Origin of the sequence: Bacillus sp. FSL K6-2839 (genome assembly GCF_038003365.1) — a bacterium.
Classification (GTDB): Bacteria; Bacillota; Bacilli; order Bacillales; family Bacillaceae; genus Bacillus.
The window spans coordinates 2095665-2114990 of record NZ_JBBOOZ010000001.1; the positions used below are offsets into that span (position 1 = coordinate 2095665).

19 protein-coding genes, 1 other RNA gene and 2 other annotated features (1 of these 22 cut by a window edge) are annotated in these 19326 nt (G+C 43.3%); of the genes, 6 read left to right on the forward strand and 14 right to left on the reverse strand.

Annotated features, from left to right (window positions below):
- Positions 1–178 (reverse strand) — a binding site (T-box leader); it reaches 31 nt to the left of the window's first position.
- 43 nt (positions 179–221) lie between these two features.
- Entirely contained in the window at positions 222–1286 is a 1065-nt protein-coding gene (locus MHH26_RS10775; RefSeq protein WP_060596856.1) for an AI-2E family transporter, read from the reverse strand.
- A gap of 167 nt (positions 1287–1453) precedes the next feature.
- On the opposite strand from MHH26_RS10775, the gene MHH26_RS10780 reads away from it, so the two are divergent.
- The 4 genes from MHH26_RS10780 (at position 1454) to MHH26_RS10795 (ending at position 4405) form a co-directional block, all read left to right on the forward strand.
- Positions 1454–2182, forward strand: coding sequence for an amino acid ABC transporter ATP-binding protein (locus MHH26_RS10780; protein ID WP_334749882.1), 729 nt, complete (start codon positions 1454–1456; stop codon positions 2180–2182).
- A 13-nt stretch (positions 2183–2195) separates the two neighbouring features.
- Positions 2196–3005 carry a transporter substrate-binding domain-containing protein gene (locus MHH26_RS10785; RefSeq protein ID WP_334749883.1) on the forward strand — a complete coding sequence of 270 codons (810 nt, stop codon included), beginning with the start codon at positions 2196–2198 and terminating at the stop codon, positions 3003–3005.
- 80 nt (positions 3006–3085) lie between these two features.
- Positions 3086–3739 (forward strand): amino acid ABC transporter permease, encoded by a 654-nt coding sequence (locus MHH26_RS10790; protein ID WP_060596859.1) that lies wholly within the window; start codon positions 3086–3088, stop codon positions 3737–3739.
- 15 nt (positions 3740–3754) lie between these two features.
- The gene (locus MHH26_RS10795; RefSeq protein ID WP_060596860.1) at positions 3755–4405 is read left to right on the forward strand and encodes an amino acid ABC transporter permease; all 651 of its coding nucleotides are present in this window, start codon (positions 3755–3757) and stop codon (positions 4403–4405) included.
- 35 nt (positions 4406–4440) lie between these two features.
- Here the strand turns inward: MHH26_RS10795 and MHH26_RS10800 are convergent, their stop codons facing one another.
- The 8 genes from MHH26_RS10800 to cymR all read right to left on the reverse strand — a co-directional run bounded on the left by MHH26_RS10800 (position 4441) and on the right by cymR (position 11303).
- Positions 4441–4572, reverse strand: coding sequence for a YrzQ family protein (locus MHH26_RS10800; RefSeq protein ID WP_003216198.1), 132 nt, complete (start codon positions 4570–4572; stop codon positions 4441–4443).
- A gap of 20 nt (positions 4573–4592) precedes the next feature.
- A complete protein-coding gene (locus tag MHH26_RS10805; protein WP_003216308.1) occupies positions 4593–4784 on the reverse strand; it encodes a hypothetical protein in 192 nt (63 codons plus the stop codon).
- A gap of 13 nt (positions 4785–4797) precedes the next feature.
- A complete protein-coding gene (locus MHH26_RS10810) occupies positions 4798–5256 on the reverse strand; it encodes a PRC-barrel domain-containing protein (RefSeq protein ID WP_034662034.1) in 459 nt (152 codons plus the stop codon).
- A 134-nt stretch (positions 5257–5390) separates the two neighbouring features.
- Complete coding sequence (gene recD2, locus MHH26_RS10815; RefSeq protein WP_340973429.1) at positions 5391–7775, reverse strand: SF1B family DNA helicase RecD2; 2385 nt, start codon at positions 7773–7775, stop codon at positions 5391–5393.
- A 19-nt stretch (positions 7776–7794) separates the two neighbouring features.
- On the reverse strand, positions 7795–8448 hold the full coding sequence (locus MHH26_RS10820; protein WP_307499993.1) for a tetratricopeptide repeat protein: 654 nt from the start codon (positions 8446–8448) through the stop codon (positions 7795–7797).
- Between the two features lie 60 nt (positions 8449–8508).
- The gene (mnmA, locus tag MHH26_RS10825; protein ID WP_003216305.1) at positions 8509–9627 is read right to left on the reverse strand and encodes a tRNA 2-thiouridine(34) synthase MnmA; all 1119 of its coding nucleotides are present in this window, start codon (positions 9625–9627) and stop codon (positions 8509–8511) included.
- A gap of 95 nt (positions 9628–9722) precedes the next feature.
- Positions 9723–10865, reverse strand: coding sequence for a cysteine desulfurase family protein (locus MHH26_RS10830; protein WP_307499994.1), 1143 nt, complete (start codon positions 10863–10865; stop codon positions 9723–9725).
- Between the two features lie 18 nt (positions 10866–10883).
- The gene (gene cymR, locus MHH26_RS10835; protein WP_012010726.1) at positions 10884–11303 is read right to left on the reverse strand and encodes a cysteine metabolism transcriptional regulator CymR; all 420 of its coding nucleotides are present in this window, start codon (positions 11301–11303) and stop codon (positions 10884–10886) included.
- A 208-nt stretch (positions 11304–11511) separates the two neighbouring features.
- Between cymR and MHH26_RS10840 the strand changes: the two genes are divergently transcribed.
- Positions 11512–12777, forward strand: a complete 1266-nt coding sequence (locus tag MHH26_RS10840) for a replication-associated recombination protein A (RefSeq protein WP_307499995.1) — start codon at positions 11512–11514, stop codon at positions 12775–12777.
- Positions 12778–12810: 33 nt separating this feature from the next.
- On the opposite strand, the gene MHH26_RS10845 is transcribed toward MHH26_RS10840, so the two are convergent.
- The 5 genes from MHH26_RS10845 to MHH26_RS10865 form a co-directional block, all read right to left on the reverse strand.
- The gene (locus tag MHH26_RS10845) at positions 12811–13575 is read right to left on the reverse strand and encodes a tRNA threonylcarbamoyladenosine dehydratase (protein ID WP_044140034.1); all 765 of its coding nucleotides are present in this window, start codon (positions 13573–13575) and stop codon (positions 12811–12813) included.
- Positions 13576–13667: 92 nt separating this feature from the next.
- Positions 13668–13848: non-coding RNA, 6S RNA (ssrS, locus tag MHH26_RS10850), on the reverse strand.
- A gap of 77 nt (positions 13849–13925) precedes the next feature.
- Entirely contained in the window at positions 13926–15704 is a 1779-nt protein-coding gene (gene aspS / locus MHH26_RS10855; RefSeq protein ID WP_106037007.1) for an aspartate--tRNA ligase, read from the reverse strand.
- Between the two features lie 18 nt (positions 15705–15722).
- Positions 15723–16997, reverse strand: coding sequence for a histidine--tRNA ligase (gene hisS / locus MHH26_RS10860; protein ID WP_034661532.1), 1275 nt, complete (start codon positions 16995–16997; stop codon positions 15723–15725).
- Positions 16998–17070: 73 nt separating this feature from the next.
- Positions 17071–17310: a binding site (T-box leader), on the reverse strand.
- A 58-nt stretch (positions 17311–17368) separates the two neighbouring features.
- Positions 17369–17539, reverse strand: coding sequence for a YrzK family protein (locus tag MHH26_RS10865; protein ID WP_003216250.1), 171 nt, complete (start codon positions 17537–17539; stop codon positions 17369–17371).
- A gap of 161 nt (positions 17540–17700) precedes the next feature.
- On the opposite strand from MHH26_RS10865, the gene MHH26_RS10870 reads away from it, so the two are divergent.
- Entirely contained in the window at positions 17701–19257 is a 1557-nt protein-coding gene (locus MHH26_RS10870; protein WP_370876316.1) for an SH3 domain-containing protein, read from the forward strand.
- The last annotated feature ends 69 nt before the right edge of the window (positions 19258–19326 follow it).

The following is a 19326-nucleotide window of genomic DNA, read 5'->3' on the forward strand; positions in this document are numbered from 1 at the left end:
CTGATTATAGACCTATTCGTCTATCACCTTCACATCCGATAACGCCGGAAGAGAGCGGCAGTGTTTATCTGCACTCGGGACTAGCTTCCGTTAAAGGTCTGATAAGGCTTTTCTCAGCAAAATAAAGCCTCTCTCTGCAACAGCTTTTTAACGTACTCGGGTCCGTCATTGAATTCAGTATGTATGAATCGAAATTATTATAGACAACTCGGCTCCTCTTGTCAATGAACGCTTCGTCTCATGAGGATATATTGCACAATGATCACCCTGATTATAGCAGCTGTAGGTACCGCTAAAATCATCCCAATTAAGCCAAATAACTCTCCTCCTGCTAGCAAGACAAGCATAATGACGACAGGATGCATATGAAGGCTTCTCCCTACGATGATCGGGCTGAGGACGTTGCTTTCTAAAAATTGCAGCACTGCTACTGTGATCAGCACAATAATAACCGATTTGACCGAGATGGTAAACGCGATAAAGACAGCGGGAATCGCGCCAATAATCGGTCCAAAATACGGAATGACATTCGTTGCGCCAATCAGCATACCTAGGACAAGCGGATACGGGATATGAAACAGCCAGAGCACAATGGCTGCTGCACCGCCGATTAAGGAACAGACAAGCAGCTGCCCTCTAATATAATTACCAAGCGATTCATCAACTGCCTTCACAAACGCATGTCCCCTCTTCCGAAATGAGGGCGGCGTTAAATACCATGCAGCCCGCTTCATCGTATTCATGTCCTTCACCATATAAAAAACAAGAAAAGGAATGAGCGCTGCAACTAATGCGTAATCAAGTAATACTTTACAGCTAAGAATCATCCGCTCTGCGCCGTTAGCTGCATAAGTCTCCGATTGGACAATCAAACGGTCCAGCCGGTCGTGAAGTCCGTCGGGCCAATGGCTAGTATGACGATGAATATGAGATAAGGCGCCATTATACGTTTCGGCAAGCACAGGAATTTGTTCTGACAGCTCATTTAACTGCTTGATCATGACCGGTGCCCCTTTATAAACCGCAAGCCCAATCCCGCCAAAAAACAGTACATAAATCAATAAGAGACTAACAGTCCTTGGTAAGCCCCCCGCGTGCAATCTTTCCACTATCGGATAAAGCAGATAAGAAATAAAAATGGCAATGAGAAGCGGAATCAGAACCGCCTTTAACAACAAAAAAATAGGCATCCATAACTCGTCGAGCTGCAGTAAAATGAGCAAGGATGCAAGGACAAGCAGGACCCCTGCAGCATATATCAGAAATTGGATCGGACGTTTCTTCACCTTTTTCACCTCTTTTCTTATTGTTTAACCTTCTTCTGCAATTATCCATGTAAATAAAATTTGTCCTAACTTTGTTAAAAATGAATACACATGAAACATACAGCTCCATCAAAAGTCACTAAAATATCTCCACTGAATATTCCATCATGTACAAGAGGAGGTTTTTTATGATCAGATTCGAAGAAGTCAACAAGCATTATGGCCAGTTCCATGTACTTAAGGACATTAACCTACATATTCAAAAAGGTGAGGTGGTCGTGATCATCGGTCCTTCAGGATCAGGTAAAAGCACGATGCTCAGATGCATCAATCGTCTTGAAAGCATTGATGAGGGAAAGGTACTCGTCAACCAAGTGCCTGTTCAGCATCCGAAGACCAACATTAATCTTGTCAGGCAAAATATCGGGATGGTGTTTCAGCATTTTCATCTCTATCCTCATAAAACGGTGCTTGAAAACATTATGCTTGCGCCAATGAAGGTGAAAAAGGTGAGCAAGGAAGAAGCGAGGGAAACAGCCGAATTTTATTTAAATAAAGTCGGCATTCCTGATAAGGCCGATTCCTACCCTTCAAGACTCTCAGGCGGACAGCAGCAGCGTGTTGCCATTGCAAGAGGGCTTGCGATGAAGCCAGAGGTCATGCTGTTCGACGAACCGACATCGGCACTCGACCCAGAGATGATTGGAGAGGTACTAGATGTGATGAAGCAGCTCGCCCGAGAAGGAATGACCATGGTTGTCGTCACACATGAGATGGGGTTTGCCAGGGAAGTGGCCGACCGCATTGTCTTTATTGATGAAGGCAGAGTTCTTGAAGAGTCAACACCGGCTGCATTTTATGAGAAACCGCGTGAGAAACGCGCTCAGCTCTTTTTAAGCCGTATTTTAAATCACTAGGGGGAAAGATTTGATGAAAAAAATGAAACGCTTTGGCCTACTACTCTTTATGACTTGCTGTATTGCCGCTTTAGCTGCTTGCGGCTCTGCTGAAAAAGGCTCGACGAATGCAAAGCAAGGAAGCTCTTTAGAAGCCATTCAGAAAGACAAAAAAATCATATTCGGGGTCAAGAATGATACACGTCTCTTCGGTCTAAAAAATCCTAGCAGCGGAGATATCGAAGGATTTGATATCGATATAGCAAAAGCCATCGCAAAGGAAATGCTCGGTGATGAAGAAAAAGCAGAATTCAAAGAAGTGACATCGAAAACGAGAATCCCTTTACTGCAAAAAGGAGATATTCACGCGATCGTCGCAACCATGACGATTACCGAAGAGCGTAAAAAAGAAGTCAATTTCTCAGATGTTTACTTTGAAGCAGGACAATCACTGCTTGTGAAAAAAGGAAGCGACATTCAATCGATTGATGATCTTAAAAAAGGGACGAAAGTGCTTGCAGTGAAAGGATCTACTTCTTCTCAAAATATCCGCGAAAAAGCACCTGAAGCGTCTGTATTAGAATTTGAGAACTATCAGGAAGCTTTTACAGCTTTAAAATCAAACCAAGGGCAAGTGCTGACAACTGATAATGCGATCTTATTTGGTATGGCAGATGAGGATTCAAATTACGAAGTCGTCGGCGGCACCTTTACAGATGAGCCTTATGGCATTGCTGTAAAGAAAGGGGATCAGGAATTAACAACTGCGATCAATAAAGCCCTAAAAACCTTAAAAGACAATGGAGAGTATGACAAGATTCATCAAAAATGGATCAAAGAATAACCGTTTGACTTGTTAAGACCTATTATCTTAGGGTGAGCCGCTCATTGGCTCCCCTGTTGATCAGGAAGGAAGTGAACTGATTGCTGCGGTTTTCCATTCTCACTGAAAACTTCAATCTTTATGTAGAAGGCTTTAAATATACCATTGGTGCAAGTGTCATTGCTTTGATTGGAAGCTTTTTGATCGGTACACTCATTGCCATTATGAGAATTGCGCCACTCAGGCCGCTCAACTGGTTAGGAACGGCTTATGTGGAATTTATTCGGAATATTCCGTTATTATTGATTACATTCGTTTTCTTCTTTGGTTTACCCGTGCTAGGTATTGTAGCAGATGGCTTCACCGCTGGCACCATTGCCCTTGCCATTTATACTTCTGCCTTTATTGCTGAAGCCATTCGCGCAGGGATACAAGCTGTACCGCTTGGACAAATGGAAGCCGCCCGCGCTTCAGGTCTATCCTATGGCGGGACGATGCGGTATATCATTCTGCCGCAGGCGATTAAAATTGTCATTCCCCCTCTTGGGAATCAATTTATTAACCTTGTCAAAAACTCCTCTATTTTAGGTGTCATTGCAGGGTTTGATCTCATGTATCAAGGAGACCTCATCGCTTCTAGAACATTTGTGACATTTGATGTCTACATCTTTGTTGCCATGTTCTATCTGCTATTAACGATTCCGCTCAGTATAGGCGTTGGTTATTTAGAAAAAAGATTAGCAAGAAGCCACTAGAAAGGAGGAAACACCATGGATTTTATAGGTGCCTACCAGCCTGATCATCTCGCCTTTTTACTTGAAGGATTTGCTGTCACCTTAAAAGTGGCTTTTATCTCCATCATTTTGAGCTTTCTCATTGGATTAGTCATTGGCACATTGCGGTTCGCTCAAATTCCGGTTTTATCAAAGATACTTGCAGTCGTCGTAGAAACCATTCGAAACCTGCCGCTCTTATTGATCATCTTTTTTACGTATTTTGCACTGCCCGAAATCGGCATTAAGCTGAGCATTACAGCCTCGGCTATTGCAGCTTTAACCGTATTTGAATCAGCGATGCTGTCAGAAATTATTCGAAGCGGTTTAAAGTCAATTGATAAGGGGCAGATCGAAGCAGCCAGGTCTTCTGGTTTAACCTATATTCAAACGTTAAAAATGATTATTATGCCGCAGGCTTTACGCCGAATGGTGCCGCCAATTGTCAGTCAATTCATCTCTCTTTTAAAAGATACGTCGCTTGCTGTTGTCATTGCACTTCCAGAACTATTGCATCACGCTCAAATATTAAACGGTCAGAGCCAATCTTACTTACTGCCCATCTTCCTATTAGCGGCGATGATGTATTTTGTCGTCAATTTCAGCTTATCACTACTTGCACGCCGATTAGAATACAGGCAGGCATAAAAAAGGACATCCGCTTTTGGCGGATGCCTTTTTGTTTACATCATTCTCATAACACGTTTTCTTAGCTTTTTCATATCCCGCTTTGATGGCATATCATATCGACTTGCAAAGTGATATGCGAGTGCACCTGCACCAAGCGTTAATAGTGAAGAAGTCATTTTGCCCATTCGAAATTCCCCCTTAACACTTATAGTTGAATTGAACGTTCATCATCACTAAACAGATCATCTAAGCTGCTTAGTGTCCCGTCTTCTTCCACTTGGTGTGTAGATATTTTGCCTTTTGACAGCGTCAATTCAATAAAACAGCCCCAGCAATAATATTGATTGACCCCAATTTTTCCGATGTCTTTACATTTGCAATTTGGGCAAATGAGCATAATCAGCACCTCTTTACGTTCGGTTTAGAACAAGTGCTTCCTTTTGAACGTTGATCAAGGTTCCGGCAGCCTGCAGCTGTTTTCGAATCCCTGATAGCTCTGTAAAGAAGCCGTCCGAGAGTTCATATGCTACGATTGTGCCCGAATTTGTGCAAAAGTATACATCTTCCAAAATGCCTAAATTTTCACCCTCAGGCGACTGCATCATTTTCTTTTTCAATTTCGAAAATAAGAAGGATGGGGCAGAGGAATCCATGCCTACTCCCTCCTGGCAGCTCACATATAAGCCTTTGTCTGTCAGCTGATCACCAGCAGAGAATGGAATGAGTGCACAGTCTTTCTTTTTCCCATCTAACACATATCCTCCGCAGCTGCCTCCGGCTAATAAGCAAATATCTTTAATGGAACCAAGTGAATGAGACAGCTCACCTGTATAGATTGACATTCCTTCAAGCTCTCGACATGTTCTCAAAATGTGCTCAACCACCTTTTGCGGAACAGTCTTATCGTGTGCGTTTGCTTCGATACTCATACGAAGAAATGGCTTCCATGAACGGAATATGAGGATTTCTTTTCACGCTAAAAAGGCTCCCGTATGGAAGCCTTTTATTCATGCATAAAATCAAATGGAGTGATTCCCTCCATGCCAATATTTGCGTCATGTACGCTAAACGGAAGTTCTTTTTGGAGCGCTGCAAGCTCCGCATCCATAACTTCATCAGTTTGCATCAGCCGCATCGTTAAGGACGTTTGTCTGAGCGAATCCTCATTGTTTTTCACGCCCCACTCCAGCGCTGATTCCTCGCCGCACAGGATTAAAAACTTTTTACTTCGTGTAATGGCTGTGTACAGCAGATTTCGCCGCAGCATTCTGTAGTAGCTTCTCACGACTGGCAGCACAACGATTGGAAATTCACTGCCTTGTGATTTGTGGATGGAGCAGCAATAGGCATGTGTAAATTGATGAAAATCCTTTTTTGTAAAGGTGATTTCATTCCCATCAAAGGAGATCACAGCCATGTCTTCTTTTTCCGTGTTTTCTTTCGCATAAAAAATCGAGACAATTTCGCCGATATCACCGTTAAAAATATTATTTTCCGGCTGATTCACAAGCTGAAGCACTTTATCACCGGTCCGGTACACCACATCACCAAACGGGATTTCTCTGCCCTTTGGTTTTTTAGGATTCAAAATGTGCTGCAGCATTTTATTGAGCTCATTAATGCCTGCTTTCCCTTTATACATTGGCGCAAGCACTTGAATGTCTTTTGCTGAATAGCCTTTTTGAGCAGCATTGCTGACGACTTTCTCAATCACTTCTTTCATTTGATCAGCTGAGCATTTTATGAAAGATCGATCCTTTGAACGTGCGGTAATATCTTTTGGCAGTACGCCATTTTTCATATCATGTGCAAGTTCAACAATGCTGGAGCCGTCTGCCTGCCGGTAAATATCTGTCAGTGTAACAGCTGGTACGGCTTGTGAGGCAAGTAAATCCCTTAACACTTGGCCTGGTCCGACAGATGGAAGCTGATGTTCATCTCCTACCATGATCACTTGGATATGATCAGGAATCGCTTTAAACAAGTGATTCGCAAGCCAAATATCCAGCATACTTGATTCATCAATGATGACAAGCTTTCCTTCAATCGGCTGTTCCTCATCATGCGAAAAGCCCTCTGATCCGTTCCAGCCGAGCAAACGGTGAATGGTTACAGCTGGAAGCCCTGTTGATTCTGTCATCCGTTTAGCTGCTCGTCCAGTTGGCGCCGCAAGCACAAATGGAAAGGATTCATCTTTTTTGTAATCACTCGGATCAAGAGATACACCGTGAAGATCGCTGTAAAGCTCAACAATCCCTTTAATGACCGTTGTCTTCCCAGTCCCAGGTCCGCCTGTTAAAAGCAGCATCGGGGACATGAGTGCCTTTTGAATCGCTTCCTTTTGTGTCGGCGCATACTGGACGCCCAGCCGTTCCTCAAGCTCGCCAAGTGCGAGCAGGAATTCCGATTCAGGGAATTGATCTGCATATTCCGTTTGGGAGACGATCTTTTGTATCCGTTTGGCGACACTTTGCTCCGCATAAAATAAGGACGGATGATAGCAGCGCTCATCTTCAATGATCATCTCTTTTCCTTCGCCAAGTGCAATGATCTGATTGGCGACATCCATTTCCGTCACTTTGTACTCATTGCCTGTCTGATTGAGCAGCTTGCGGGTTTCAACGATCAAATCTTTCGTTTGTATGTACGTATGACCATCCTGAAGACTGGCTGTTTCAACTGTATAAAGCAGGGCTGCACGGATTCGCTCTGGGTCATTGCCTGAGATGCCGGTTCTAGCGCCAAGCTCATCCGCCTTAATAAATCCGATCCCTTCAACATCCTTGACGAGCTGATACGGGTTTTCCTCAATCTTTTGCAGCGTTTCACTCTCGTACACTTGGTATATCTTCATGCTGAGCTGAGGACCAAAGCCATATTGATTCAGGCTGATCATGATTTGTTCCAATCCTTGATGTTCCTGGAGCGCTGCGGCCAGCTTATCTGCCTTCTTTTTTGATAAGCGCGGAACATCATACAAAACAGCTGGGTCACGCATAATTTTATGAAGCGTCTGATTGCCAAGCTGCCCCACAATTTCTTCCGCCGTCTTTTTCCCTATCCCCTCAAATAAATCACTTGAGAGATAATGAATGATTCCTTGCTTCGTTGTCGGTACTTCCTTTTGAAAATGAGTGGCCTGAAACTGTTCACCAAATTTCGGATGGCTTGTGACTTTGCCATAGAAGGTGTAAGTTTCTTCCTCATGAAGTGCTGGGAAGTAGCCTGTGACAGATGCTGTTTTTTCCTCTAAGTTTTCCGATGTTTCAATGACTTTCACCTTTAACACCGAGTATAAATTACTTTCATTATGGAAAATAACGGCTTGAATTGTCCCCTTTAAAAACGGTTCGTCCTCAAGCTTCATTTGATCTGGATGTTCCTGCACAGGTCTTCCCTCCTTCCGTCTATTCTGCCTCTTGAATCAGCTTTTGCGCATGTAGTGCCAGCATATGGTCAGGCTGCACGTCAATGGCTTTTCCTAGCATCTCAAGTGCTTCGTCTTTTTTCTCTAAGTATGCATACGCAACCCCTAAATTATAAAAGGCATCTGCATGCTGCGGATCACGCGCGACCACCTCGGTAAAGGTTGTCACCGCTTCTTCCAGCAATTGTTCATTGGCTAAGCACATGCCAAATTGGAATCTTGCTTCATTATCTTCTTCATTCAGTTCGATGGCACGCTGAAGATAGGGCATCGCAAGCTTCGGCTGCTCTAATTTGATGAGCGTCTGCCCCAGCATATAAAATAAATCACTATTTTCCATGCCAGCTTGTAGTGCTTGTTCAAAATAGTCTTTTGCTTTCATAAAGTCTTCTTTTAATGTGTATACATTTCCTGCCCCGTAATAGGCTGCAGCTGCGGCGTGATCAAGTTCAATGGCTTTTTGAAAGAAGTTTAACGCACGTTCAAATTCATTGATACTTGAAAGCAAGTTCGCAAAGTTAATATATGGAACCGGGTCTTTTGGGCTTTCTTCAATGGCTTTCGTAAAAGCTTCAGCTGCTTTTTCGATGTTGCCTTGATTTAAGGCTTTTATGCCGATTTCGTTATAGTTCATTCGCTCTCTCATCCTTTCATTAAAAAACCTCAACAGCGACGTTGAGGTTTTGAAAACATGTTACACATACGACAGCTTTTGACCGTCCTTGAAAACATCGTCAATTGTTCCGCCGCCAAGACATTCGTCGCCATCATAAAAGACAACCGCTTGTCCTGGAGTCACAGCACGAACGGGTTCATCAAAGATGACCATCGCTTCTTGCTCACCTGTCATTTTGACCTTCACATGGTGATCTTCTTGACGGTATCTGAATTTGGCTGTGCATGTTAATTCACCATTTTCGCCGACAATATGAGGACGAGTCCAGCTGATATTGACGGCTGAAATGCTTTCAGAATATAAAAGTGGATTGTGGAAACCTTGTTCGACAAACAAGATATTTTGTTCCAAGTCTTTTCCAACGACAAACCAAGGATCACCGCTGCCGCCAATGCCAAGACCTTGGCGTTGACCGATCGTGTAATACATCAGTCCATCATGTTCACCTTTGACTTCTCCGTCCATTGTCTGCATCACGCCAGGCTGTGCAGGCAAATATTGACTGAGGAATGTTTTAAAGTTTCTTTCCCCAATAAAGCAAATACCCGTTGAATCTTTTTTCGTTGCTGTTGCGAGCTCTGCTTCTTTTGCCAATTCACGAACCCTTTTCTTCTCTAAATCTCCGATTGGGAACATGACTTTATCAAGCTGTTCCTGAGTCAGCTGATTTAAGAAATACGTTTGGTCTTTGTTGGCATCAAGACCTCTTAGCATTTTGACTTCATCGCCAGTTCTGTCGACGCGCGCATAGTGGCCTGTTGCTAAATAATCCGCACCGAGTGACAATGCATGCTCGAGGAACGCTTTGAACTTAATTTCTTTGTTACACATGACATCTGGATTTGGCGTTCTGCCCGCTTTATATTCATCAAGGAAATATTGAAACACTTTGTCCCAATATTGCTTCTCGAAATTCACCGCATAATAAGGGATTCCAATTTGGTTACACACGCGGATGACATCCTCATAGTCCTCCGTTGCTGTACATACACCATTTTCATCTGTGTCATCCCAGTTTTTCATAAATATGCCGATTACATCATAGCCTTGCTCCTTTAGCATAAGAGCAGCAACTGATGAATCGACTCCTCCGGACATACCGACCACAACTCTTGTGTCTTCTGGTCTTTTTGTCATCTTCATCAACTCCATTTTCAATGAAACAGCATGTGCGTTTCGTTCTTCAGGTGCTTGGCTGTTTCATTTTTCACACACGAACAAAAGAGGAGCATTTATTTGGCTAAGCGTTTGACAACAGCTGCTATCTTGCGCGCCGCCTGCTTCACATGATCCTCTTCATTCCCAAGACCGAAGCTTATTCTGACTGAGGACGTCAGCTTGTCTGCTTCTTCGCCATACATGGCGCTTAACACGTGCGAAGGAAGGACGGATCCAGCCGTACATGCAGATCCACTTGAAACAGCAATTCCTTCCATATCTAAATTCACAAGTAACGATTCGATGGAAACGCCCGGGAAATGAACATTTAAAATGTGAGGCAATGTCTCTTTCGGGTGCCCATTGACAGAGAAATTGAGTGATTCCTCTTCGAATACTTGCAGCATGATTTCTTTGAGCTTACCATAATGCATGGCTTTTTCTCTTCTATTTTGCTTCGTTAATTGAACAGCTTCTGCAAGTCCAACGATCCCTGCCACATTTTCAGTGCCAGCACGGCGTTTTCTTTCTTGTTCTCCTCCGAATATTTGCGGAGAAAGTTTCACGCCTTCGTTTACATATAAAAAGCCTGTTCCCATTGGACCATTTAGCTTATGGCCAGAAGCAGATAAGAGATCAATATGAAGGTCTGCTACATCAATAGGCATTGTTCCAAACGCCTGCACGGCGTCTGTATGAAAATGAGCAGTGTGGTTGTATAAAAGTTCGCCAATGTCTTTGATTGGCTGAATCACACCTGTTTCATTATTGCCGTACATGATGGTCACTAGAATCGTATCATCTCTCAGTGCTTGTTTTAGTTGTTCAAGATGAATCAATCCAGTTTCATCCACATCTAAATATGTCACGTCAAATCCTAGCTTCTCTAGGCGTTCACATGTGTGCAGCACCGCATGATGTTCTGTTTTTGATGTGATGATATGTTTTCCTTTATGCTGTCTTGCCATGGCCACACCTGTAATCGCCAGGTTGTCCGCCTCTGTTCCTCCGCTTGTGAGGATGATCTCCTGTGGTTTACAGTGTAATTCTCCTGCAATCACTTCTCTTGCTTCATCGAGCCACTTTCTTGCCTCGCGCCCATATGAATGAATACTAGAGGGATTGCCAAATATCTCTGTAAAGTAAGGCATCATCTTGTCCACAATACGCTGATCCATTGGCGTTGTGGCCGCATGATCTAAATAGATTCGTTCCATTTCCGGTACACCTCTGATCTAAATATAGAACATATACGCGTCTTGATTTCCGTCATCTGTGTAGCTTGCCAAGTCTTCAAGAGTTGTATTGTCTAGTACGTCTTTTACTGCATCACGAATCCGAATCCAAAGTTCACGCTTTGCTGGTTCTTCGTTTTCGATGACTTCGACAGGACTAATCGGTCCTTCTAATACACGAATAATATCACCGGCTGTGATTTCGTTTGGTTCATGTGCAAGAACATAGCCGCCATATGCACCGCGAATACTTTTCACAAGACGGGCATTACGAAGTGGTGAGACAAGCTGCTCTAAATAATGCTCAGACAAATTATTGTTTTGAGCGATTGATTTTAATGATGTGGGGCCTTCGCCATGTTTTTTGGCTAATTCGATCATGATCGTCAGACCATATCTGCCTTTAGTTGAAATTTTCAAGTTAAACACCTCTGCGTTTTCTATTCTATGTCATCAATTATTTTTCTGATTTCATATACGCTGATATATAGACCAAAAGCAATTATATCATACTTTCAGCCAACTTTCATTTGCCGGTTCTGAGCGCTTTAGGAGGACGCATCCCTTTTCTATTTGAAGAAATTTCGGTACTCTATACAAACAAGACATTGCTTTAGGAGAGATAATCATGAAACCTTTAGCGTACCGGATGCGCCCAAGTCATATTGAAGACATCATTGGGCAGGAGCATCTCGTTGGAGAAGGTCAAATTATTAGACGAATGGTCGAGGCAAAACATTTATCCTCGATGATTTTATACGGACCGCCGGGCATCGGCAAAACATCGATTGCGACCGCGATCGCTGGAAGCACAAGCATTGCGTTTCGGACATTGAATGCAGTCATTCATAACAAAAAGGATATGGAAGCTGTCGCCGCTGAAGCGAAAATGAGCGGCCAGGTCATCCTTATTTTAGACGAGGTTCACAGGCTTGATAAAGGAAAGCAGGATTTCCTTCTTCCTTATTTAGAAAATGGCATGATCATTTTAATTGGCGCAACGACGGCTAACCCCTATCATGCGATCAACCCTGCCATCCGAAGCCGGACACAAATATTTGAGCTAAAACCGCTTGAAACAGAGCAAATCAAAGCTGCGTTAACAAGAGCGTTACAGGATGAACATCGCGGGCTTGGCGGTTATGAGGTGACAGTGGACGATGAAGCGATGAATCATTTTGCCAATGGATGCGGTGGAGACGTACGCTCTGCTTTAAATGCGTTAGAATTAGCTGTCTTATCGACAAAAGCAGATGAGGCTGGGCATATTATGATCACTCTTGCCGCAGCAGAAGAATGTTTACAAAAAAAGAGCTTCTCACATGATAAGAATGGTGATGCTCATTATGATGTCCTCTCGGCTTTTCAAAAATCCATTAGAGGATCTGACGCAGATGCGGCGCTGCATTACCTTGCCAGACTGATTGAAGCAGGAGACCTTGAAAGCATTTCAAGGAGATTACTCGTGATGGCTTACGAGGATATTGGTTTAGCTAGTCCGCAGGCCGGTCCTCGTGTGTTAAGCGCTGTTCAAACAGCAGAAAGAGTCGGCTTCCCGGAAGCACGCATTCCGCTGGCTAACGCAGTCATTGAACTGTGTCTTTCTCCTAAGTCCAACTCAGCATATAAGGCGGTTGATGCGGCGCTCAGTGACATTCGATCAGGGAAAATTGGTGAAATCCCTGTTCATTTAAAGGATGCTCACTACAAAGGAGCTACAGCACTCGGCAGAGGTGTCGATTACTTATACCCACACGATTATGAAAACGGCTGGGTGAAGCAGCAATACTTACCTGATCCGCTGAAAAACAAGCAATACTATGAACCGAAGCAAACAGGCAAATTTGAAGGCGCACTGAAACAGGTATATGAGAATTTAAAACGCCAAAAATAAAAAAAGCCCCCTGCATGTTAGCAGGTGGGCTGTTTATTTATCCTTCACACGTGTAATTGGAATATCTTTTAAGAGCTGCATAATGACATGACCACCCATGATCAGCCCTGCAACAGACGGGACGAACGCATTGGATGATGGCGGCATTTGTGCCTTTCGAATCTTCGCTTCATCATTTCCAACTTCTTTTCTGACATCTTCGCGAATCACAATCGGACTTTCATCAGAGAAAATGACTTCAATTCCTTTACGAATCCCTTCTTTGCGCAGACGCGTTCTCACGACTTTTGCAATTGGGTCGGTATGTGTTTTTGAAATATCATCAATTTTGAAGCGGGTCGGATCTGTTTTGTTTGCAGCACCCATACTCGAAATGATGTTCACATTGCGTTTCAGGCACTCTTTCATTAAATGAATTTTATAGTGAATCGTATCTGACGCATCGATGACATAATCAAGCGGATACTCAAAAAATTGCTCATATGTTTCCTCTGTATAAAACATCTTTAGTGCAACTACTTCACATTCCGGATTAATATCAGCGATTCTCGCCTGCATTAAGTCAACCTTTGGCTGACCAACTGTTGAAAGCAACGCTGGAAGCTGACGGTTCACATTTGTAATATCAATATCATCTTTATCAACAAGAACAATACGGCCAACGCCTGAACGAGCGAGTGCCTCAACTGCAAATGAGCCAACGCCGCCCACACCAAGCACTGCAACTGTACTGTTTTTTAATATATCTAAGCCTTCCTTGCCTATAGCAAGCTCGTTTCTTGAAAACTGATGTAACAAGTGCCTCACTCCACCTTTATTTAAAATGAATCGAAAGAATCATATCATATTCAAACTTCTTCGTCATCCTTCTGAAAAAGAAAAAAACACAAAAAAGTCCCGACAACGCCGCCAGCTTTTCCTTCGTTTTGAACCCCGCACCATGCAGGTGGGTGCTTTCTTCCTGACTTTATAAGTCCTCTAAAGAGGCATTTATGCAGAAAGGAAAGGCAAGCTCCCGTATAAAAAAATGTTCGGTCAAAACTAGGTAACCACCGTACGTATCAGGACTTTATTTATTGATTGAAGAAAGCATATCATAGGCATGCCGCTTTTTCAAGCGTTTACATGCCCATAACCATGCGTCTATTTTACTGTTTTACTTTTGTTTTAATGGCTAAACTTAGCTCATCAAGCTGCGCTTCGCTTACAGTGCCAGGAGCATCTGTAAGCACACAGCTCGCACTTGCCGTTTTCGGGAACGCAATGGTATCTCTTAGGTTAGAGCGGCCGGCAAGCAGCATCACTAAGCGGTCAAGACCAAGCGCGATTCCGCCATGCGGAGGAACTCCATGCTCAAAAGCATCTAGAAGGAAGCCGAATTGTTCATATGCCTCTTCTTTTGAAAACCCAAGTAAGCTAAACATTTTTTCTTGAATATCCTTTTCGAAAATACGAATCGAACCTCCGCCAAGCTCATAGCCATTCAGTACAAGATCGTAAGCCTGTGCCTTCATGTCTTCTGGGCTTGTCTCAATTAATTCAAGATCGTCGCGTACTGGCATTGTGAAAGGATGATGGGCAGCATAGAAGCGGCCTTCTTCTTCATCTTTTTCAAGCAGCGGCCAATCAACAACCCATAAGAAGTTGAATAGAGACTCATCAATGAGTTCAAGCTCTTTGCCGAGTTTTAGGCGAAGGGCACCAAGTGCATCATGGACAACAGACGTCTTATCTGCAACAAAAAGTAACAGGTCACCTTCTTCGACTTGCAGCTGCTCCTTTAATTCTGCCTGCTTTGCTTCATCAAAGAATTTAGCAATCGGTCCTTTTAATTCTGCCCCTTCTGCTTTTAGCCAAGCTAGACCTTTTGCACCGTAGTTCGCTGCAAATGCACCAAGGGCATCAATGTCTTTTCTTGAGTAGTTCGCTGCAGCACCTTTTACATTGATGGCTTTCACAGCTCCACCATTTTTCACAGCTCCGCTAAAGACTTTGAAATCGGAATCTTTTACCGTATCTGAAATGTTGACAAGCTTCATCTCAAAACGTGTATCTGGCTTATCAGATCCATAAGAATTCATCGCTTCATCATATGTCATACGGGGTAATGGCAATGTCAGGTCTACGCCTTTGACATCTTTCATCACCTTTGCCATCATCTCTTCGGCAAGCGTCATAATGTCCTCTTGACTCATAAAGGACATTTCAATATCGACTTGTGTGAATTCCGGCTGACGGTCCGCACGCAAGTCTTCATCTCTAAAGCAGCGGGCAATTTGATAGTAACGATCCATCCCTGAGACCATCAGCAATTGTTTAAATAATTGCGGAGACTGAGGCAAGGCATAGAATTCTCCCTCATGTACACGGCTTGGAACAAGATAGTCACGTGCTCCCTCTGGCGTACTTTTTGTTAAAATCGGTGTTTCAATATCTAGAAAGCCGTTATCATCTAAGAAATGGCGGAATGCTTTTGTGACTTCATGTCGCATTTTCATCGTTTCAAACATAGCAGGACGGCGAAGGTCTAAGTAACGGTATTTTAAGCGCACATCTTCTGATACCTCGTCTGCTTGATCTGAAATCACAAAAGGAGGGGTCTTCGCTTCATTTAACACGCTGACCGTTTCGACTTGAATTTCAATTTTCCCTGTTTTTAAATTTGGGTTGATCGTTGCGTCTTCTCTTGCGACAACCGTTCCTTTAATATCAAGGACATATTCATTACGAATCGATTCTGCTGTCTCAAGCGCCTCTTTTGATAGGTCTGGATTGAAGACAGCTTGTACAATCCCTGTACGGTCGCGCAGATCAATAAAGATTAATCCGCCAAGGTCACGTCTTTTTTGAACCCATCCTTTTAATACAACGGTTTGACCGATTTGGTCTTCTGTTACTTCTCCACAATAAAAAGTTCTACCAAACACAAACATTCCACTCCTTCTTTACGCCTTCTTGTGGGCCTTCATCATTTGAATCAGCTCATCAAGCTTCACTTCAATTTGTTCACCCGTTGTCGTATCTTTTACATTCACAATGCGCTGCGCCAGCTCATCTTCACCAAGGACTGCAATAAACTTGGCTTTTAATCGATCAGCCGCTTTAAATTGCCCTTTTAATTTCTTCCCTGTATAGTCCATTTCACTTGAAATGCCTTCTTTTCTCAGACGATTTAATAATGAAACAGAGTAATCCTTCGCTTCATCACCGAGTGCAGCAATGTATAGATCAATGCCATCTTGCAGTGGAAGATCAATCCCTTCAGCATCGATTGCTGCTAGGAAACGCTCAATACTCATAGCAAAACCGATTCCTGGTGATTCAGGACCGCCAATTCCTTCAACAAGTCCATCATAACGGCCTCCGCCGGCTAATGTGGTAATCGCGCCAAAGCCTTCAGCATTACTCATGATCTCAAATGCCGTGTGATTGTAGTAATCAAGACCGCGCACTAAGTTCGGATCGACGACATATTCAATGCCTATATCTGTTAAGTATTGTTTGACCTTTTCAAAATAAGTCCGTGATTCTTCATTTAAGTAATCTTGAATGGATGGAGCCGTTGCCATCAATTCGTGGTCACGATCCTTTTTACAATCAAGAATTCGCAGCGGATTTTGATGTAAACGGGTTTGACAGTCATGACAGAATTCATCAATTCTTGGCTCAAAGTGCTCGACAAGTGCTTTGCGGTAGTCTGCACGGCTCTCTTTGTCACCAAGGCTGTTAATGACGAGCTTTAAGTTAGAAAGGCCTGCTTTCTCATAAACACTCATCGCAAGTGAAATGACTTCTGCATCAATGGCAGGATCCTTTGAACCGATCGCTTCAATCCCAAATTGATAAAATTGACGATATCTCCCTGTTTGCGGACGTTCATAGCGGAACATCGGTCCAATGTAATACAGCTTTGTTGGCTGCGCGGGCTGTGCAAATAATTTATTTTCAACATAAGAACGTACAGTTGAAGCCGTTCCCTCTGGACGAAGGGTGATGCTGCGTCCCTTTTTATCTTCAAATGTATACATCTCTTTTTGAACGATATCGGTTGATTCGCCTACTCCCCGTGCAAACAGCTCTGTATGCTCAAAAATCGGTGTACGGATTTCTTTGTATTGAAAGGCTGCACATGTATCTCTTGCAATTTGTTCAACATACTGCCAGCGTTCTGACTCTCCAGGTAAAATATCCTGTGTGCCTCTTGGAATATTAAAACTCATTTTTCGTCCTCCTACGACCATCATTCATTTTTTATGTGGACATATAAAAAACCCCCGCCTCTACTATGTGTATAGTAGGGACGAGAGTTATACCCGTGGTGCCACCCTAGTTGGAACATGATCCAGCCATGTTCCCGCTCAAATCCTTAACGCAGATTCACGTTCTCCGCCTATTGACTCATTTTTAGAGCGTTCAGCAGGAAACCTACAGAGTGTTCTTTCGTGATAAATGCCATGCGGATTCGCTTTCAGCCTAAGGCGATTCCTCTCTGCTCACGCAATTTACCCTACTATTCTCTATCATCAGTTCCACATTTTAAATTTTCAAGTGTGTTGATTTATATTATAATAAGGTCGGTGCTGCCACTCTGTCAACCCTTGCCGTGCCTCTTTTTCTTTTCCAGCTCTTCTTTTGACGTACATCCGTATTCAGATGCGGTTTCTTCAAGGAAGCCTGGTTGATCCATTTCGTCGTGCTGCCAGCGGTCGATATCACGGTGTCCATTATATTGCACTCGTCCTAATTTTCTGCTTAATCTCATGTTTGTACATCCTTTTATCACGTTTTTATTTAGTATAAACAGATTGATTCATTTTTATTAGGGAAACTGCAAGGAATTAGTCCATTACATAACGAATTTACATTCATCGGTTTTACAAGGGAGGGGAAAACACCGTTTTGAATCTAAAAAAACACAATCAAATGTTGATGCTTCTTACCTGTTTTGTTCTCATCGCAAGTACTTTGCCTATGACACATGCTACAGCACAAACAGATCAAGCTGTGGTCGCAACAGATGAAATCAATGTGAGAACGGGCCCTGGTTTAAGCTATGGAATCGCAGCTGTTGTGAAGCGCGGAGAAAGCTATCCCATTCTCACTAAACAAGGAGAATGGGTGCAGATCCAATTGTCGAACGGTCAAAAAGGCTGGGTCGTCTCATGGCTGATTACCACATCATCTGGCAGCAAAAAGTCTGCTAAGCCAAAGGCGCAAAATCAGAGCGCATCAGGCAGCAGTTCCATTACATCGACAGCCTCGGATCTTCGCATACGGACAGGCCCTGGAACTTCCTATCAAGTCATCGGAACTTTCCCGCAAGGCGCTTCCGCTAAAAAGCTGAAAACAAGCGGCGAATGGACAAAAATTTCGTATAAACAAGCAGTAGGCTGGGTTCACTCTGATTATGTTTCAGGCGGCAAAAAAGCTTCTCAATCAAGCTCTGGCGAGTCCTCTAGCTCTAAACAGACAGGCACAGTTGGCGTATCGAGCTTGAATGTAAGGCAATCGGCGGCACCGAATGCACAAGTCGTCGCTTCACTTGCCCGCAACACACAGATCACCATTTTGCGCGAGCAGAACGGCTGGTATGAAATTGAGGCAAAAGGCGTAAAAGGATGGGCTGCAAGCTATTACATCGTCACAAGCAATGGAGCGAGTTCGGCGGGTGAACAGAATTCATCTTCTTCGTCTTCCCAAAAGAAAGCGTACATTGTCTACGATGGCACCAACATCCGAAAAAGCGCTTCTACCTCTGCTGGGATTGCAGAAAGAGCCACAAAAGGCGCTGCCTATCAAATTGTTCGCACGCAAGGTGACTGGTACGAGGTGACACTATCAAACGGCGGAACTGGTTATGTGGCAAGCTGGGTCGTTCAAACGAATAAAAATAGCAGCGAAGCACCAAGACCACAGCAGGATTCATCGTCTGGAACTGGGTCTTTAAAAGGAAAAACGATTGTTCTTGATCCTGGTCATGGCGGAAAAGACAGCGGCACGATTGGCGCAGATGGTGCATTTGAAAAGAACATTACCATCAAAACCGCCAATTTACTTGCAGGCAAATTAAGGGCTTCTGGTGCAAATGTCTATTTAACAAGAAGTGATGATACTTTTATCAGCCTTCAATCGAGGGTCGCGACATCTCATTACAGAAATGCAGATGCATTTATTAGTCTTCATTATGATAGTTTTATGGACCCAAGTGTCAGAGGAAGTACAGCGTATTATTATCAAGCAGCAAAAGACCAGCAATTAGCGACAAATGTCCATACAGAAGTCGCTAAACGCTCTCAAATCCCTGATAAGGGTGTCAAATTCGGAGATTATTTTGTTTTAAGAGAGAACAAACGCCCTTCTCTTTTATATGAACTCGGCTATTTAAGCAATCCTCAGGAGGAAGCGATCATTTATAGCGCTTCTTACCAAGAACGAGTCACAGAAGGAATGACGGAAGGATTAAAACAATATTTCCGTTAAAAAGAAAGAGGCCTCTGCGCCTCTTTTTTGTTTGATCGCAAAAGAAAAAGACTCTAAACAAACTCCTGC

Excerpts from the sequence above, each read along its gene's own strand:
- MHH26_RS10780 (WP_334749882.1), top strand. The coding sequence starts at position 1,454 with ATGATCAGATTCGAAGAAGTCAACAAGCATTATGGCCAGTTCCATGTA.
- MHH26_RS10785 (WP_334749883.1), top strand. The coding sequence starts at position 2,196 with ATGAAAAAAATGAAACGCTTTGGCCTACTACTCTTTATGACTTGCTGT.
- MHH26_RS10795 (WP_060596860.1), top strand. The coding sequence starts at position 3,755 with ATGGATTTTATAGGTGCCTACCAGCCTGATCATCTCGCCTTTTTACTT.
- MHH26_RS10800 (WP_003216198.1), bottom strand. The coding sequence starts at position 4,572 with ATGGGCAAAATGACTTCTTCACTATTAACGCTTGGTGCAGGTGCACTC.
- MHH26_RS10805 (WP_003216308.1), bottom strand. The coding sequence starts at position 4,784 with ATGCTCATTTGCCCAAATTGCAAATGTAAAGACATCGGAAAAATTGGG.
- MHH26_RS10820 (WP_307499993.1), bottom strand. The coding sequence starts at position 8,448 with ATGAACTATAACGAAATCGGCATAAAAGCCTTAAATCAAGGCAACATC.
- mnmA (WP_003216305.1), bottom strand. The coding sequence starts at position 9,627 with ATGACAAAAAGACCAGAAGACACAAGAGTTGTGGTCGGTATGTCCGGA.
- MHH26_RS10830 (WP_307499994.1), bottom strand. The coding sequence starts at position 10,865 with ATGGAACGAATCTATTTAGATCATGCGGCCACAACGCCAATGGATCAG.
- MHH26_RS10840 (WP_307499995.1), top strand. The coding sequence starts at position 11,512 with ATGAAACCTTTAGCGTACCGGATGCGCCCAAGTCATATTGAAGACATC.
- hisS (WP_034661532.1), bottom strand. The coding sequence starts at position 16,997 with ATGAGTTTTAATATTCCAAGAGGCACACAGGATATTTTACCTGGAGAG.
- MHH26_RS10865 (WP_003216250.1), bottom strand. The coding sequence starts at position 17,539 with ATGAGATTAAGCAGAAAATTAGGACGAGTGCAATATAATGGACACCGT.
- MHH26_RS10870 (WP_370876316.1), top strand. The coding sequence starts at position 17,701 with ATGTTGATGCTTCTTACCTGTTTTGTTCTCATCGCAAGTACTTTGCCT.